Source organism: Bacillus sp. Cr_A10 (genome assembly GCF_029222665.1).
GTDB lineage: Bacteria > Bacillota > Bacilli > Bacillales_A > Planococcaceae > Psychrobacillus.
Genome location: NZ_JARHXR010000009.1, coordinates 696,295 through 712,873, shown reverse-complemented (window position 1 = coordinate 712,873; position 16,579 = coordinate 696,295). Strand labels below are relative to the sequence as shown.

15 protein-coding genes and 1 tRNA gene are annotated in these 16,579 nt (G+C 35.3%); 11 read left to right on the top strand and 5 right to left on the bottom strand.

What is annotated here, in order from left to right; translation table 11 throughout:
- Positions 1-16: 16 nt before the first annotated feature.
- The 4 genes from P2Q73_RS10810 (at position 17) to P2Q73_RS10795 (ending at position 3,965) form a co-directional block, all read left to right on the top strand.
- Positions 17-1,681 carry an alpha-glucosidase gene (locus P2Q73_RS10810; protein WP_275786850.1) on the top strand — a complete coding sequence of 555 codons (1,665 nt, stop codon included), beginning with the start codon at positions 17-19 and terminating at the stop codon, positions 1,679-1,681.
- A gap of 129 nt (positions 1,682-1,810) precedes the next feature.
- On the top strand, positions 1,811-2,857 hold the full coding sequence (locus tag P2Q73_RS10805) for a LacI family DNA-binding transcriptional regulator (RefSeq protein WP_056829866.1): 1,047 nt from the start codon (positions 1,811-1,813) through the stop codon (positions 2,855-2,857).
- A 201-nt stretch (positions 2,858-3,058) separates the two neighbouring features.
- Positions 3,059-3,625, top strand: a complete 567-nt coding sequence (locus tag P2Q73_RS10800; RefSeq protein ID WP_275786846.1) for a GNAT family N-acetyltransferase — start codon at positions 3,059-3,061, stop codon at positions 3,623-3,625.
- A gap of 82 nt (positions 3,626-3,707) precedes the next feature.
- Positions 3,708-3,965, top strand: a complete 258-nt coding sequence (locus P2Q73_RS10795; protein ID WP_053589548.1) for a phage holin — start codon at positions 3,708-3,710, stop codon at positions 3,963-3,965.
- 50 nt (positions 3,966-4,015) lie between these two features.
- On the opposite strand, the gene P2Q73_RS10790 is transcribed toward P2Q73_RS10795, so the two are convergent.
- Positions 4,016-4,834: a GNAT family N-acetyltransferase gene (locus P2Q73_RS10790; RefSeq protein ID WP_275786844.1), complete on the bottom strand. Its 819-nt coding sequence runs from the start codon at positions 4,832-4,834 to the stop codon at positions 4,016-4,018.
- 273 nt (positions 4,835-5,107) lie between these two features.
- Between P2Q73_RS10790 and P2Q73_RS10785 the strand changes: the two genes are divergently transcribed.
- On the top strand, positions 5,108-6,400 hold the full coding sequence (locus P2Q73_RS10785; protein WP_275786841.1) for a CitMHS family transporter: 1,293 nt from the start codon (positions 5,108-5,110) through the stop codon (positions 6,398-6,400).
- A 308-nt stretch (positions 6,401-6,708) separates the two neighbouring features.
- Entirely contained in the window at positions 6,709-6,831 is a 123-nt protein-coding gene (locus P2Q73_RS10780) for a hypothetical protein (protein WP_275787490.1), read from the top strand.
- Between the two features lie 98 nt (positions 6,832-6,929).
- Here the strand turns inward: P2Q73_RS10780 and P2Q73_RS10775 are convergent, their stop codons facing one another.
- The 3 genes from P2Q73_RS10775 to P2Q73_RS10765 all read right to left on the bottom strand — a co-directional run bounded on the left by P2Q73_RS10775 (position 6,930) and on the right by P2Q73_RS10765 (position 9,503).
- Positions 6,930-7,151 (bottom strand): (4Fe-4S)-binding protein, encoded by a 222-nt coding sequence (locus P2Q73_RS10775; RefSeq protein WP_053589545.1) that lies wholly within the window; start codon positions 7,149-7,151, stop codon positions 6,930-6,932.
- A 29-nt stretch (positions 7,152-7,180) separates the two neighbouring features.
- Positions 7,181-8,851 carry a ribonuclease J gene (locus tag P2Q73_RS10770; RefSeq protein WP_275786837.1) on the bottom strand — a complete coding sequence of 557 codons (1,671 nt, stop codon included), beginning with the start codon at positions 8,849-8,851 and terminating at the stop codon, positions 7,181-7,183.
- Positions 8,852-9,431: 580 nt separating this feature from the next.
- Positions 9,432-9,503 (bottom strand) — tRNA-Asn (locus P2Q73_RS10765).
- A 141-nt stretch (positions 9,504-9,644) separates the two neighbouring features.
- Here P2Q73_RS10765 and P2Q73_RS10760 point away from each other — a divergent pair.
- The 5 genes from P2Q73_RS10760 to P2Q73_RS10740 all read left to right on the top strand — a co-directional run bounded on the left by P2Q73_RS10760 (position 9,645) and on the right by P2Q73_RS10740 (position 14,371).
- A complete protein-coding gene (locus tag P2Q73_RS10760) occupies positions 9,645-10,433 on the top strand; it encodes an ion transporter (protein WP_275786836.1) in 789 nt (262 codons plus the stop codon).
- A 406-nt stretch (positions 10,434-10,839) separates the two neighbouring features.
- Positions 10,840-12,150 carry an aspartate aminotransferase family protein gene (locus tag P2Q73_RS10755; protein WP_275786833.1) on the top strand — a complete coding sequence of 437 codons (1,311 nt, stop codon included), beginning with the start codon at positions 10,840-10,842 and terminating at the stop codon, positions 12,148-12,150.
- Between the two features lie 22 nt (positions 12,151-12,172).
- A complete protein-coding gene (locus P2Q73_RS10750; protein ID WP_275786830.1) occupies positions 12,173-12,967 on the top strand; it encodes a transporter substrate-binding domain-containing protein in 795 nt (264 codons plus the stop codon).
- Between the two features lie 29 nt (positions 12,968-12,996).
- Positions 12,997-13,656 (top strand): amino acid ABC transporter permease, encoded by a 660-nt coding sequence (locus P2Q73_RS10745; RefSeq protein WP_053589540.1) that lies wholly within the window; start codon positions 12,997-12,999, stop codon positions 13,654-13,656.
- On the top strand, positions 13,649-14,371 hold the full coding sequence (locus P2Q73_RS10740; protein WP_275786826.1) for an amino acid ABC transporter ATP-binding protein: 723 nt from the start codon (positions 13,649-13,651) through the stop codon (positions 14,369-14,371). The genes P2Q73_RS10745 and P2Q73_RS10740 overlap by 8 nt, the downstream gene beginning before the upstream one ends.
- A 361-nt stretch (positions 14,372-14,732) precedes the next feature.
- On the opposite strand, the gene P2Q73_RS10735 is transcribed toward P2Q73_RS10740, so the two are convergent.
- Positions 14,733-16,577 (bottom strand): penicillin-binding transpeptidase domain-containing protein, encoded by a 1,845-nt coding sequence (locus tag P2Q73_RS10735; protein ID WP_481747146.1) that lies wholly within the window; start codon positions 16,575-16,577, stop codon positions 14,733-14,735.
- Positions 16,578-16,579 lie beyond the last annotated feature (2 nt).

Genomic DNA, 16,579 nt, shown 5'->3' with positions numbered 1-16,579 from the left:
AGGAGTACTTTGTTATATGGAAAGAAAATGGTGGAAAGAAGCAGTATGTTATCAGGTGTATCCTAGAAGTTTTATGGATAGCAATGGGGATGGGATTGGTGATTTACGCGGAATCATTTCAAAGTTAGATTATTTGAAGAATTTAGGGGTAGATGTAATTTGGATTTGTCCGTTTTATAAGTCACCTAATGCTGATAATGGTTATGATATTAGTGATTATCAAGGTATTTCAAAACAGTTCGGAAACATTGAGGATTTTGATGAATTATTAAAACAGGTACATGCAAGAGGCATGAAGTTGATACTAGATTTGGTAATCAATCATACAAGCGATGAACATCCTTGGTTTATCGAATCCCGCTCCTCCAAAGATAATCCTAAGAGAGATTGGTATATTTGGAGAGATGGTAAAGAAGATGAAGCTCCAAATAACTGGGAGAGTATCTTCTCTGGAAGTGCATGGGAGTTCGATTTGTTAACAAAACAATATTATCTTCATTTATTTGCTATTAAGCAGCCTGATTTAAATTGGGAAAACCGAGAAGTTCGAGAAGAATTATTTAAAATGGTTAATTGGTGGTTGGATAAAGGAATAGATGGATTCCGTGTAGATGCAATCAGCCATATAAAGAAGCGCTATGGAATGCCGGATATGCCTAATTCTCAAGGCGATAAATATGTCTCTGCTTTTGAAATGCACACAAACCAGCCTGGAATACAAGATTATTTAAAAGAGTTAAAAGAGGAAACTTTTTCAAAGTACGATATTATGACTGTTGGTGAAGCTAACGGAGTCAGCTTGGCTGAAGCTGATGAATGGGTTGGGGAGGAAAATGGGAAATTTGATATGATTTTTCAGTTTGAGCACCTTGGCTTATGGAATAAGGAGCTAGATAAGACGGTAGATGTCATCGGTCTTAAAAAAACACTGACCAAATGGCAGAAAGGTTTACACCTTAAAGGCTGGAATGCTCTTTTCTTAGAAAATCATGACCAACCACGTAGCGTTTCTAGTTGGGGAAATGATCAAGAGCACTGGAACGAAAGTGCAAAAATGTTGGCTGCATTCTATTTTCTTATGCAGGGGACTCCTTTCATCTATCAGGGGCAGGAAATAGGGATGACAAATGTCAAATTTCCTACCATTGAAGACTATGATGATATCGGCATGAAGAATTACTATACTCTCGAGATTGCTAAAGGACGTTCACATGAGGATGTAATGGAAACAATTTGGACGAATGGACGTGACAATTCTAGAACGCCAATGCAATGGGATGATACGTTAAACAGTGGATTCACCGATGGTCTCCCCTGGATGAAAGTTAACCCTAACTATTTGAAAATCAATGTAAATTACCAACTGAATGATGAAAACTCTATTTATCATTTCTACAAAAGGATGATCCAATTGCGAAAAGATAACCCGATTTTTGTTTATGGGGAATATGATGTATGGCTTGAAAATCATCCTGATGTATATATATATACACGCTCATTCTTGGGTCAGTTTGCTGTTGTGCTATGTAATTTCCGCCATTATGAATCGGAACTGAAGTTAGATGAACTTCCAAACCTTGAGGCTGAATTATTACTATTTAATTATGAAGACGCTCCCAGTCAATTAACAAAGGATGTTTTCCTCAAGCCTTACGAAGTAAGAGTATATTTGTTCAAATAGTAAGAAGTGTATAAGGTGACTCCCAATTTTAAAAATATAGTATTAGATACAATGTTTTAATTATCAATGTTTTAATGGAAACGATGATTTTGTATAATGTTATTTATGGAAGAGAGTGAGGGAATTTTAATGGCTATTACGATTAAAGATGTGGCAAAATTGGCAAATGTTGCACCTTCTACAGTTTCTCGCGTGATTGCAAATAGTCCTCGTATTAGTGAAACGACGAAGAAACGTGTGAGAGAAGCGATGGAGCAGCTAGGATACCATCCTAATTTTATCGCACGCAGTCTTGCAAGCCAATCCACAAAAGTGATAGGTCTTGTATTACCTCACTCGTCTGGTGTGTTTTTTCAAAACCCATTCTTTGCAGAGGTTATTCAAGGATTAAGTGAAGGTGCGCATGAAAAACACTATGCTCTTCAAATGACTACTGGCAAAACGGAAGAGGAGTTATATCATGGAGTTGTGCAAATGGTCCAGGGGGGAAGGGTTGATGGAATAATCCTTTTATACTCTCGTATAGACGACAAAATTCTTTCCTATTTAAAATATAGAAAATTTCCTTTTGTCGTGATAGGTAAACCTTTTGACTTTGTGGAGAAAATAACTCATGTAGATAATGATAATTATTTAGCAGCAAAAGAAGCTACTGAATACATAATTGGTCTTGGACATAAAAAAATTGGCTTTATTGGAGGCAGTCCAAGTCTAACTGTAACGATGGATCGTTTGCTTGGATATAAAGAAGCTCTGAAGGATTCTAACATAGTACTAAATGAAGACTATATTATCCACGAGGAATTTTTACGTGAGGGTGGACAAGAAGCGGTAATGGAACTTCTTAGAAGAAGCATTCCACCTACAGCCTTTATTGTAACAGATGATTTAATGGCTTTGGGAGTAGTTAATACACTGACAGAAATGCAAATTGACATTCCAACGGAAGTATCGATTGTAAGCTTTAATAACGCTTTATTTGCTGAAATGTCCAGGCCGCCACTTACTTCAATTGATATTCATATTGTAGAACTAGGCTATCAAGCTGCGAGGAGTTTAATTCAAATGCTAGAGAATGAAAATGAACCAGTAAAACGAATAATCATTCCTCATCATTTAGTTGTTAGACAGTCATGTGCGGTTCCAACAGAGCTAATAAGTTTGGATGCAGAGTAAAAGTAATCATACATAATGGGTGCTGTAATTCTACCGAGCATGAAAACTAAGTTATATTGCCACTCACATAAGTGAGTGGTAATATTTTTTCATAGAGATTGTTTGCTGATCATGAATAGAATTTCGTGGAAATTGTTTAATAATAATATTATGTAAACTAAATTCTATGAAACATGTAAAATTAAGGGGTTGGAAAAAATAATGTTTACTTTCAAAATTGATGATAAAACCGAGCTGAAAATGCTTGACTTGCAAGATGTACAACAAGTATATGATTTAACTATTCGTTCAAAAGATACATTAAGAGAATGGCTACCGTTTATAGACTACACAAAATCAATTGGAGATACTCAAAATTTTATACAGTCTACTATGAAGCAATTTAGTGAGAATAATGGAGTACAGGCTGGTATATGGTATGAAGGAAAAATTGCAGGGGTTATCGGTTTTCACAAGATAGATTGGAACAACAAATCTACAAGTATAGGCTACTGGCTTGGTGATGGCTATAGAGGCTTAGGATTAATGACAAAATCGGTGAAATCTTTTGTCCATTATGCATTACTAGACTTAAAGTTAAATAGAGTTGAGATACGGGCGGCTGTAGAAAATAAAAAAAGTAGAGCAGTACCAGAAAGATTAGGTTTTACGGAAGAAGGCTGCGTACGTGAAGCAGAGTGGTTATATGATCATTATGTAGATCATGTTATTTATGGAATGCTTGCAAAAGATTGGCGTCAAATGGAAAGCGATAATAAAAGACATTAACAGATAGTCCAATGCAGAAACCCTTAAAGACATATGATTATAGTATATAAACATATTATTTTCTTAAGGAGGCGAATCTGTAATGTCAAGTAATGATAAACTAGCACCTTTCGATAAAATGATGATTATACGGTCTATTATTCTTTTTATAGCCTGGATCAATCAATTTTTAGTTATGAAAGGGTATAGTCCACTACCATTTAATGATGAAGAGCTAGAATTAGGAGTGACGCTTTTAGTAACTTTTTTAGTATCTATTTGGGCGTGGTGGAAGAATAATGATGTTCGCTATAAAGCGCGAAGAAATACGCAATATTTAAAGGAAAAAGGACTCAAATAAGTAAGATAGAACCAAAGTGATGATAAAATCACTTTGGTTTTATTTTTTTCTTATTTATAAGCGTAATAATCTTGCGCATGGACCACTTTGAATCCAATTGATTCATAAAGTCTGAGTGCATGTGCATTTTTAGTTTCTACCTCCAGATGTACTGATTGTCCAGAGTTAGATTGTTCGAGTACTACTTGTTGTAATACTTTTCTTCCTATACCTTTGCCTTGATGTGTAGGTAAGATGGAAAAACCATATATCCAAGCCTCTCCATTTTCTCTTCTAATGCGAATTTTCCCGATTGTTTCATTTTCAACATCAATCATTAACATGTCAGAGTCCTTATCTTCGGTAATTCTGACTTCCATTTCTTCGGCATCTAATGCGGGTAATCCGAATGCTTCAACTGATAAACGTATTCGCATATCTAAATCATTGTCATTTGCGTGGCGTAAGGAAAACCCATCTACCGTTTCTAACACCTTTTCTTCCCATGTCATTTGATGTTCTGAAAAACTGTATATTGCACCTTGTTTTGTTAAAAAAGCTTTCGCTTCAATTGAACTAGCTGGAGCATTTAATAAAACTTTTCTAAAAGATTTTTTTTTGACAACTTCCATACCTTGTTTAAATAAGAGAGTAAAGTAATTTTTTCTTCGCTCACTTGGTTTAACCATTCCACATACTTCTACTGTTGATCCGAAAGGATATAATCCTAAAAAAGCTATTAATTCTTCATTTTCATAAAGCAGGAAATCCAATTCTTTGGAAGTACGATTACGAAGCATCTCCCAATTTAGCTTTAATTGAATGTGATCATGATTCTCACATTCTTTTTGTAGTTTTTCTATATCTAGTAATTGCTGTTTAGTTAACATAATTTCTCCTTTTAATATATACAAAATAAATGACTTGGTTTTAGTTTACAATAATTTTTTGAAAATACAATCACTTAAGCTATATATAAAGGATGAAATTCCATTAGGGAAGTTAATCTATTTATGAACGTTTTTTGTTATTTCTTACATTTATTAATATTCTAAAAATTATGTTGACTTAGAGAAATATATTGCATAAAATATACTCTATGTACTTATTACACTACTAAGCTAAAGCGTTATTAGAAAAGTAAAAAAGAGAGGAATTATTTTATGTTGTCAATTTTAGGATTTTGTATGATTGGTATTTTTTTAATACTAGTTATCACTAAAAAGCTGTCTGTGGTTGTTGCTTTCATCAGTGTTTCTGTTGTATTTGCATTAATAGGTGGTTTTGCAGGTGATATGGGTGAGATGATGATGGCCGGGATTCTCAATGTAACACCAACAGCGGTTATGATTGTTTTTGCTATTTTGTATTTTGGATTAATGATTGATGTAGGATTGTTTGATCCAATGGTTAATAAAATCTTAAGCGTTGTAAAAGGGGATCCTTTAAAAATTGTAGTTGCAACTGCTATCATAACTATTTTAGTTGGGCTCGATGGAGACGGTTCTTCAACGTTTATGGTTACTGTTTCGGCAATGTTACCTCTATACACTAGACTTGGGATGAATCGCTTAATATTAGCTTCGGTAGTTGGACTGGCTGCTGGTGTGATGAATATTATTCCATGGGGAGGACCTTTGGTTAGAGCTTCAGCTAGCCTTCAGGTAGATGTATCTGACTTGTTTATACCATTGATTCCTGTTATGGTTTCAGGACTATTATGGGCACTTTTTGTAGCATACATATTAGGCAAGAGAGAAAGAAAGAGATTAGGCATTGTTAAATTAGAGGAAACTTCCACTGCATCTCTTGAGATTGCGGCAACAAGTAAGGGGACTTCTACTAAATATTGGTTTAATCTATTTTTAACGATTGTTCTTATGGTTTTACTTGTAATGGATGTGTTACCAATTGCCATTTTGTTTGCGGTAGCTTATGCTATAGCACTTTTTGTCAATTATCCAAATGCGCAGAAACAGCAAGATCAGATTTTAAGCCATGCAAATAGTTTTGTTATGATCAGTACGATGGTATTTGCCGCTGGTATTTTTACTGGAATTTTTAGTGGAACAGGTATGATGGATGCAATGGCATCTACTTTAGTTTCTGTAATTCCTGAATCACTTGGAAGCCATTTGCCTGTTATCGTAGCTATTACTAGTATTCCAATGAGCTTTGTGTTCTCACCGGATGCTTACTATTTTGGTATTCTTCCCATTCTAGCTGAAACGGCTGCCGGTTTTGGTATTGACCCAGTAGAGATTGGACGTGCCGCTTTGCTTGGACATTCGACAGCTGGATTTCCACTATCTCCTTTAGTACCTGCAACATTTATATTAATTGGACTAGTTGGAGTGGATTTTGGAGAGCATCAAAAGTTTTTATTTAAGTGGGCATTTGGAACGACGATTGTCATGACCATAACTGCTGTGGTTACTGGAGTAATTTCGTTGTAAAATCGAAAAGTACCGTTCTAATTTATAAATAGAACGGTACTTTTCAGACTGTAGACAAACTCAAAGAAATTTGAAATTGTCTTTTATTATTTATAATACATAGTAAGAAATCGTCGATTTCCGTTTCAGGCGCTACGCTTTCCACGGGCACGGCCTCAGCCTTCTCCCTCGCTATGCTCAGTCCGGGTGCTTCGGCTCGTGCTGTTCCCGTAGGAGTCTTCGCGCCTTCCACTCCAATCGACTAGTGTTGGCTAAACTAAAAAGTGTTGAGTTTCTAAATCTTCTAATACTTTGAGGTGTTGAATATCATGATGACTAAAAACCAAATAAATGAACGTGAACAACTTGAAATGCTAACGATTGAGAAGCTTGTACCGAAGGACCCACTTGGACATGGAAGCTTCCTAATGCAAATTGAAAACGTCTCGTAGAGACTACTCACGCATAAAATTCAGGGGAATTTTGAACTCAAATACTTTCAAAATTGACAAAGTACCGTTCTAATTTATAAATAGAACGGTACTTTTCGTTATTTGAACTTATTTTCCTTATATAGCAAAGCACCGCTTGGGCAGGTAGCAATTACTCTTTTTACATCCTCAATTAGTGCTGCATCAGGTTGAATCCATGGCTTTCGATTCACATTGAATACAGAAGGTAAATATTTCACGCAGTTCGCTGCATGAGTACATTTATTTAAATTAAAATAGACATCAATATCTTGGCTTGTGTATATTTTATAATCCTTCATTCTAGCCTCCTGGATTGTTCATACGAGATTTAAATGTCAATCATTATTGGAAGAATCATTGGTCTTCTTTTCGTTTTCTTATATAAAAGATGTTCTACAGATTTTTTAATATTTTGTTTTAGGACACGTTGATTTTTATTTTTATCTTGCAGCTGGTTGATAGTCGATCGAACTGAATTATTTACTTCATTAATCAATTCTTCTGCGTCTGGACCATACACGAAACCTCTAGAAATAGTGTCCGGACCGGTAACTATTTGATTGTTAGATTTATTGATTGATGTGACGATAACTAGCATGCCATCTTCTGAAAGTAGTTTTCGATCTCTTAAAATAATATTCCCAACGTCTCCTATTCCAAAACCATCCACAAACACATTTCCAGATTCAATAGTTCGGGTATGTCTAGCTTCTTCATTTTCTATATCAACTACACCGCCATTACTGACAATAAATATATTTTCTTTTTTCACGCCAACTGATTCTGCTAATAAGCTGTGATGTCTTAGCATTCGATACTCTCCATGAATAGGAATAAAGTATTTCGGTTTCATTAGTGTTAGCATAAGTTTTAGTTCCTCCTGGCATGCATGACCTGAAACATGCATCCCAGTAACACTACCTGAGCCATAAATTACTCTAGCTCCTAATTGAAATAAATTATCGATAATTTTAGAAATACTTCGCTCGTTTCCAGGAATAGGACCTGCTGCAAGAATCACAGTATCATCAGGCAAAACTTCTACTTGGCGAAAATTAGAGCTGGCTAGACGTGCTAAAGCAGCCATAGGTTCTCCTTGACTTCCTGTACAAATAATCACTACTTTTTCAGGATTCATTGATTGTACTTCGCTTGCATCAATAATCATTCCTTCTGGAATCTCTAAATAACCACGTTCTCTTGCAACTGCTACAACATTAACCATGCTACGGCCGAGCAATGCAATTTTTCGATTTGTTTTAATAGCTGCTTGTACTATTTGTTGTATACGATGAACATTGGAAGCAAAAGTGGAAATAAAAATCTTTCTTGGCGCTCGACGAAATTCCTCTTCTATATGATCGCCAACAAGCTGCTCCGATGGAGTAGAACCTGGCCTTTCAGCATTCGTACTTTCTGATAATAATAGCAATACACCATTTTGACCTAACTCCGCCATTTTATGAATATCTGGAGATTGATTGTCCACGGGAGTTAGATCGAACTTAAAATCACCAGTATGTACGATTGTACCTTGTGGTGTATGGAAAGCTATGCCTAAGCAATCAGGGATACTGTGGCTAGTTCTGAAAAATGTTGCGTTAATAGTACCTAATCTAAGTTTTGATTCTGAATCAATCAATAGAAGTTTTGTTTCTCTTAATAAGCCATGTTCTTTTAATTTTATTTCAATTAAACCTAGTGTTAAGTTTGTTGCATAAACAGGCACTTTTAATTGTTTTAAGAAATAGGGGATACCTCCAATATGATCCTCATGACCATGGGTGATAATCAAGCCTCTGATTTTCTCAATATTTTCTTTTAAATAAGAAACATCTTGAATGATTAAATCAATTCCTAGTAGACTTTCATCTGGAAATTTAGATCCGCAATCAATTACAACAATATCGTCATCAGACTGTATAACATACATATTTTTCCCTATTTCATTTACGCCACCGAGAGCAAAAACAGCTATTTTAGAATCAGTTGTATACAATTTTCAGTACCTCCATATTAAATTTATATATATACAAGTATGGCCTTTTAATTGGGTTTTATAAGGTGTTATTAAAAAATCCTCTCAATCCAAAAAGATAGAAAGCACCTCTTCATAAAAAGAGGTGCTCAGACAAAGTATCCCGTGAGTTCGTCTCTTGGGGTACTTTGTCAATTTTCACGTTCATTGATTTGATTTTTAGTCATCATGATATTCAACACCTATCGTCTTAGAAGATTTAGAAACTCAACTCTTTTTAAATTTGCCAACACTAGTCGATCGGAGTAGAAGGCGCGAAGACTCCTACGGGAACAGCACGAGCCGAAGCACCCGGACTGAGCGTAGCGAAATTAATTTTTGCGACGAGCTTGCGCAGGAGCAACGTTTTTTCTGCGACGAGCTTGCGCAGGAGCAAGGGAGAAGGCTGAGGCCGTGCCCGTGGAAAGCGTAGCGCCTGAAACGGAAATCGACGATTTCTCACTATGTATTGAAATAAAAAAAAGACCATGACAATTTCAAATTTCTTTGAGTTTGTCTACAGTCTGAGCACCTCTTCATACAAAGAGGTGCTTTATCTATACTCCGGAGGTAGGACTCGAACCTACGACCAACCGGTTAACAGCCGGTTGCTCTACCACTGAGCTACTTCGGATTAATAAAATTTTCTAATTATATTGTTACCATCCTGATGAAAAATTATTCGTGAGATTTATTTTTATGATCTTATAAGTAATATATTTCAATTGAAAAGGGTATAGAGAGAAAGGCGTGATAGATATAGGAGAGTGAAAAGATGAAAAATAAGACGATTATATATGAATTTGTCATCTTCTTGTTTATCTTATTGTACTTAACAATAATTGTCACAAGCTATTCAGGTAGTGAAATTTTGACAGCACAACAAATTAAATGGGCAGACTATAGTTTTATTATCTATTTCTCCATTGAATATATCGTTAGATTATATAATTCAAATGACAAGAAAAAATTTGTGAAAGAAAACGTATTTGACCTTATTGCACTCATTCCGTTTGATGCTTTTTTCAAAGTTGCTCGTCTTATGCGTTTAGTTCGATTAATAAGAATTATTAAAGTATCAAAGACTTTACAAGAAATTTTTAAGTCAGGCGGATTATCAAATGTATTTATATTTACTTTTCTAATCATGACATGGGGAGCAGTTAGCAATTATATTTTAGAAAAGGGAGAGAATCCAAATATAAATAGTATGGCCGATTCCATTTGGTGGTCAATTGTGACTGTTTCTACAGTAGGATATGGTGATATCTCACCGGTCACAATCGGAGGAAGAATTATTGCAAGTATTCTTATGTTAGTAGGTATTGGTTTAATAGGATCTATTACAGGAAGTATGGCAATTTATTTCTCTAATATTGAACAAACAGTTGATCCCGAAGACGATCCACTCGTTAACAATGAGGACGATTTAGATACATACATTAGGAAGCAACTAAAAAAAATTGACAAATTAAATGAGGAAGAATTTGATCATTTACTAAAATCAATAAATGTATTGTACCAGAAAAAAAATAACGTAAGAGGGGATTCAAATGATGTGTAAAAAGTGTAAAGGGACCGGGAAAATTAAAATAACTTTGCCTATTCCAATGGAAATAAAATGCCCTATTTGTAAAGGGAAGGGAGTAATTTAGAAAATTATATGCGTACATGATACTAAAGAAGCAACCATCAATTGGCCGTGTGAGTTAAAAACATCAACGGCTTTTTTGGTTCACAAATGTATTTATTCTTAATAAATAGAGATTATTTTATCAATTCATACTATTTAAACTTTAATTTACACAAAATTTCTTCTTGTATAATTATACATAAAGTCATATATTATATTAATATCAAATCTATTTTTGAATGATTTGAATGTATATATTCTTATTTACAATTGTAAAAATACATTTCGTCCCTAATAATCGGTAAACAAACTTGAAAGAAAAGTGAAGGTGAACAACATGAGTAACTGGCTAGAGCTTTATGATAATATGGGAGATTATTTAGCACCAAGTATGGCTAAGGATCATCCGAATATTCCAATAGTAAAAGAAGAGGGCTGTTATTACTATGGAGTAGATGGAAAGACTTATTTGGATTTCACATCTGGAATCGCTGTAGCGAATACAGGTCATCGTCATCCAAAGGTTGTACAAAGCATTAAGGATGCCGCTGATCAGCTTGTACATGGACCATCAGGCGTCATAATGTATGATTCGATTTTAAAACTTGCGAAAAATCTTGGTGATGTATTACCAGGTAACTTAGATTGCTTTTTCTTTGCAAATAGTGGAACTGAGGCAATTGAAGGTGCTTTAAAGCTTGCAAAATTTGTAACCCAACGTCCTTACGTTGTGTCATTTACCGGGTGCTTCCACGGTCGTTCTCTTGGCGCTTTGGGTGTAACAACGTCGAAGAGTAAATATCGAAAGTTTTTACAACCTTCGCATTTGTCTTATCAAATTCCTTATGCGGACGTAAAGGGTTGTCCTGATGGATTGGATCCTGAAGTTTACTGTGTAGAACAACTAGAGAAGGATTTTAAACGACTCTTTAATCACCAAGTTACTCCTGAGGAAGTAGCATGTGTTATTTTAGAACCAGTTTTAGGTGAGGGTGGTTACATCATTCCACCGAAAGCATGGGTAAAGAAAATAAGAGAAATTTGTGATCAGCATGGTATTTTATTGATTTTTGACGAAGTGCAAACAGGATTCGGACGAACAGGAGAATGGTTTGCTGCGCAATATTTCGACGTAACACCAGATATTATGGCTATAGCGAAAGGTATCGCATCTGGCTTACCGTTAAGTGCAACTGTTGCTTCCAAAGAATTAATGCAACAATGGCCTTTAGGAATGCATGGTACAACATTTGGAGGAAATCCTATAGCTTGTTCAGTAGCGTTAACAACTTTAGAAATTCTTCATGAGGAAAAACTAATTGAAAACTCTAAAGTAGTTGGAGCTTATGCTACGGAGCGTTTAAAAAGACTTCAATCAAAATATTCCATAGTAAGTGATGTACGTTCAGTAGGCTTAATGATTGGAATTGAAATTTCGAACCCAAAAACAGGCGAGCCAGATGGACAAGCGGTAATGAAAATTCTTGATTATGCATTAGAAGAAGGTGTTCTATTCTACCTTTGTGGAAACGTCGGTGAAGTTATTCGGATGATTCCACCATTAACTATTACAAAAGAACAAATAGATGACGGCTTAGAAATGTTAGAAAAAGCAATTATTCGTTTTATTCAAGAAAAATCAAACTGAAAAAGAAGAGGAGTTAACAATTATGAAAAATAAACTATTTTTATTCATGTTAGTACTTGTTATGTCTATTTTAGGAGCATGTGGAACTGCGGAAAAAGAAGAATCAACAAATGGCGAAGGTTCAGCAACAGAGGATAAAAAGGTATTGGTAATGGGGACGTCTGCTGACTACGCACCATTTGAGTTTGTGGATACAGAGAATAGTAATGAAATTATTGGATTTGATATAGATTTAGCTAATGCAATTTCAGAAAAAATTGGATTTGAAGTAGAAGTAAAAGATATGGATTTCAACAGTTTAATCCCGGCATTACAAGCAGAAAAAGTAGATTTTATATTAGCTGGAATGAGCCCAACTCCTGAACGTGATGAGGTAGTAGACTTTTCAATTCCTTATAACGAAACAGTACAAATGGTAGTGACTAAAAAGGATAGTGGTATTGAAAAAGTAGAAGATTTAGCTGGTAAAACCGTGGGAGTGCAAATTTCTTCTATTCAAGAAGAATTAGCAAATGAAGTAGCTAAAACAGTAGATATGAAAGTAGAAAGCCGTAACCTTATTCCAGAAGTAGTACAAGAATTAATGACAAAACGTTTTGATGCAGCGATTATCGAGGATATTGTAGCAGAAAACTATGTACAAAGAAATGCTGAACTAACTTATTTCCCAGTAGAGGTAGATGAAGCAGATTATAAAGTTGCTGTTTTACCTGAAGGAAGCGACTTAAAAGCTCAATTTGATCAAGCAATTCAAGAATTAATTGATAGCGGTAAAATTGAAGAGCTTCAACAAAAATGGTTTGTTGTGGAAGAATAAATAGTAAGTAAAGAAAGGAGGGGGACGTTGTGAACTTAGATTTTACAGCAGTCTTACCCTCTATTCCTTATATTTTAGAAGGAATAGGTATAACGCTTCAAATCGTATTGTGCGCAACCATCATTGGTTTCTTATTAGGAATTTTATTAGCTTTATTTAAAATTGGACGTATTAAATTGTTGCGCTGGATTGCGGATATATATACATCCATTTTTCGGGGAACACCGCTCGTATTACAATTAATGATCATTTACTATGCAATACCACAGTTATTAGACATTCAAATTGATCCAATGCCTGCTGCTATATTAGCATTCGGTTTAAATTCTGGTGCTTATATTTCGGAAATCATTCGTGGAGGTATTAATGCAGTTGATAAAGGCCAACAAGAGGCAGCCCTAGCATTAGGAATTCCATATTTTAAAATGATGAAAGATATCATTTTACCACAGGCGTTAAAGAACATTCTACCGGCATTAATGAATGAATTCATTACACTAAACAAGGAATCTGCAATTGTAACAGTTATTGGAGCCCTAGATATTATGCGCCGTGCCTATGTTGTCGGAGGCTCAACATATCGATATTTGGAGCCATTATTAATTGCTGGTGTAATTTATTATATTATGACGCTCATTTTGACATTCCTTGGGAAAATGCTAGAAAAGAGGATGAGTAGAAGTGATTAAAGTAGAAAATTTGCATAAATCATTTGGAAAAAATGAAGTATTAAAAGGAATTTCGACTGTCATTAAGGAAAAAGAGGTAATTGCAGTAATTGGACCATCCGGTTCAGGAAAATCGACGTTTTTACGTTGTATGAACTTATTAGAAGAGCCTACAGAAGGCGTTATTACTATTGGTAATGATGTTGTGACAGATAAACAGACAAATATTATGAAGGTAAGAGAAAGCGTAGGAATGGTATTCCAACACTTTTACTTGTTCCCTCATAAAACAGTACTAGAGAATTTAACGTATGCTCCAATTAATGTGCAAGGAATTTCAAAACAGCATGCAATAGAAAAAGCAGATATACTATTACGCCAAGTTGGCCTATTTGAAAAACGAGACGAATATCCAAATCGATTGTCAGGTGGACAAAAGCAGCGTGTTGCGATTGCGCGTGCTTTAGCGATGAATCCTTCCGTTATGCTTTTTGACGAACCAACCTCAGCGCTTGATCCAGAAATGGTAAAGGAAGTACTTGCTGTGATGAAGTCACTTGCTGAATCAGGTATGACGATGGTTATTGTGACACATGAAATGAATTTTGCGCGAGAAGTAGCAGATCGTATATTATTTTTAGATAGTGGCCAGCTTGTAGAAGACACACCACCAGATCAGTTTTTCACGGAACCTAAATCAGTACGAGCGAAAGAATTTCTACAAAAGGTATTATAAACTAGTGAAGCAAACCCAAAGTAGTGGGTTTGCTTTTTTTATATATGATTACAGATAGAATTTGGTTATGTACAAACAAAACAAAAGAACGGGTACAGTAATATTACTTACATATTTTTTGACCTTTGTTGTTTCTTTTATATAAGAGTTACGAACTGGACCAACAATCATGAGAACAATGAAGAGAGGGAAAATAACTGATTCTGTTACTTCCATCACTAGAAAAGTTATTGACTGCGTAGGATTGAGTGGTGGAGGTGCTTTATTATTTAAGATAATGGAGAGAGGTATGATTGTATTTCTTTATAGAAAAATGCACATGACAAAATATTATTTCATCATGTGCAATCTGATTCATTTATTAATTTGTTGTATATACATGGATTGTTCCATCCAATGGAATTAAGCTATTTTCTTTTGGTAACTGAGAAAGTATTTGATTACCATCACCATGCCAAACGATTGAAAAAGGATACATATACGCAGTTATTTCCTCTTTCTTAGTACCTACTAGATTTGGAACTCTAGTTTGTGGTACATCACCCCATCTATACTCTTTTTCGATTTGTTCACCGGATCCAGTTTTTTGAAGTGTGTCTTCTAAAATTTGTCCTACAATCGGAGCTGCTATAACCCCACCAAATTGAGCACTATGTTTTGGGTTATCAATTGCTACGTATACGATGAGTTCGGGATTGTCTGCAGGAGCAAAACCTATAAACGAAACAATATATTCACCGTCGACATATCTGCCATCTTTAACTTTTTGAGCGGTTCCCGTTTTACCACCAATTCGCAATTGGTCTCTAAATGCATTTCTACCAGAACCTTCTGCAACAACATGCTCCAATGCATCACGTACTTTTGCTGATGTTTCTTCCCGAATTACTTGGCGTTTCATTTCTGGTTCAGTACTGGATAATAGCTCGTTTGACACTCCATCTAAAACGTTCTTAACGATATACGGTTTGTATAAGTAACCACCATTTATGGCTGCAGCAACTGCTTGCACTTGTTGAATAGGGGTAACGGAAATACCTTGACCAAACGAGGTAGTTGCATGCTCGATAGGACCATAATTCTCTTCACTAAACAAGATTCCCGTTGATTCTCCAGCCATACCCGACTCGGTAGATTCTCCAAAACCAAATTTACGAATATATTCCGATAATCTATCTTCTCCTAATCGCTGACCAAGTTCGATAAAACCTGGGTTACATGAGTTTTGGACTACTTCTAAGAATGTTTGAAGTCCATGCCCATCTCTTTTCCAACATCGTAACTTTACACCATCCACTATTGCATATCCTGGATCATAGAAAGTATCTTTTTCTAAGTCTACAACATCTTCTTCAAGTGCAGCGCTTAATGTAATAATTTTAAATGTTGAACCAGGTTCAAAAGTCATCCAAACAGGTAAATTTCTATTGTAAATCGCTTGGTCTACCTCTTGGTACGATAATGGATCAAAATTTGGTGCGGAAGCAAGAGCCAAAATTTCTCCATTATTAGGATTCATCACTATAGCGACACCTTGAGTTGCCTCATATTTTTGCATCGCTTGAGATAATTCACGCTCTACCACTTGCTGAATATGTAAATCTACAGTTAATTGAATATGATTTCCTGTTAATCCATTTTTCCAACCATCATCGACGTGTGGAAGTGGAATGCCTTTAGCATCCGTATATAAACGTATAGCAGAATCTTCTCCTTTTAATATGGAATCATATTGATATTCTATTCCGGCAAGACCTTGTGCATCAGAGCCTGTAAATCCTAATAATCTTGATAGCATATTACCATGTGGATATTCCCTAATATAATCAATCCCGGCATAGAGACCTTTAATATTTTTGTCTTGAATTTCCATAGCAAGCTCTGAGGTTATATTTTTACCTGCAGGAGCCAGCTTTATTATGGAAGCTCTTTTGGATAATTGTTCTAAAATAACTTCTTCTTCTGTTTTTAAAAGTGGTGCAATTTGCTCCGCAACTTTTTTCGGATCATCATTTTGTGAGGGCATATAAAAGAGTGTTGGTGATAGTTTGTTCCCAACTATCACTTCTCCATTTCTGTCCAAAATGTTTCCTCTAATGGAGGCATAGGGTAACTCTCGATCCCAGCTTTCTTTAGCTTTTAAAGTAAGCTCTTCAAACTGAAAGACTTGCAGGTGAATTAATTTCAACATTACTACTATAAACATGA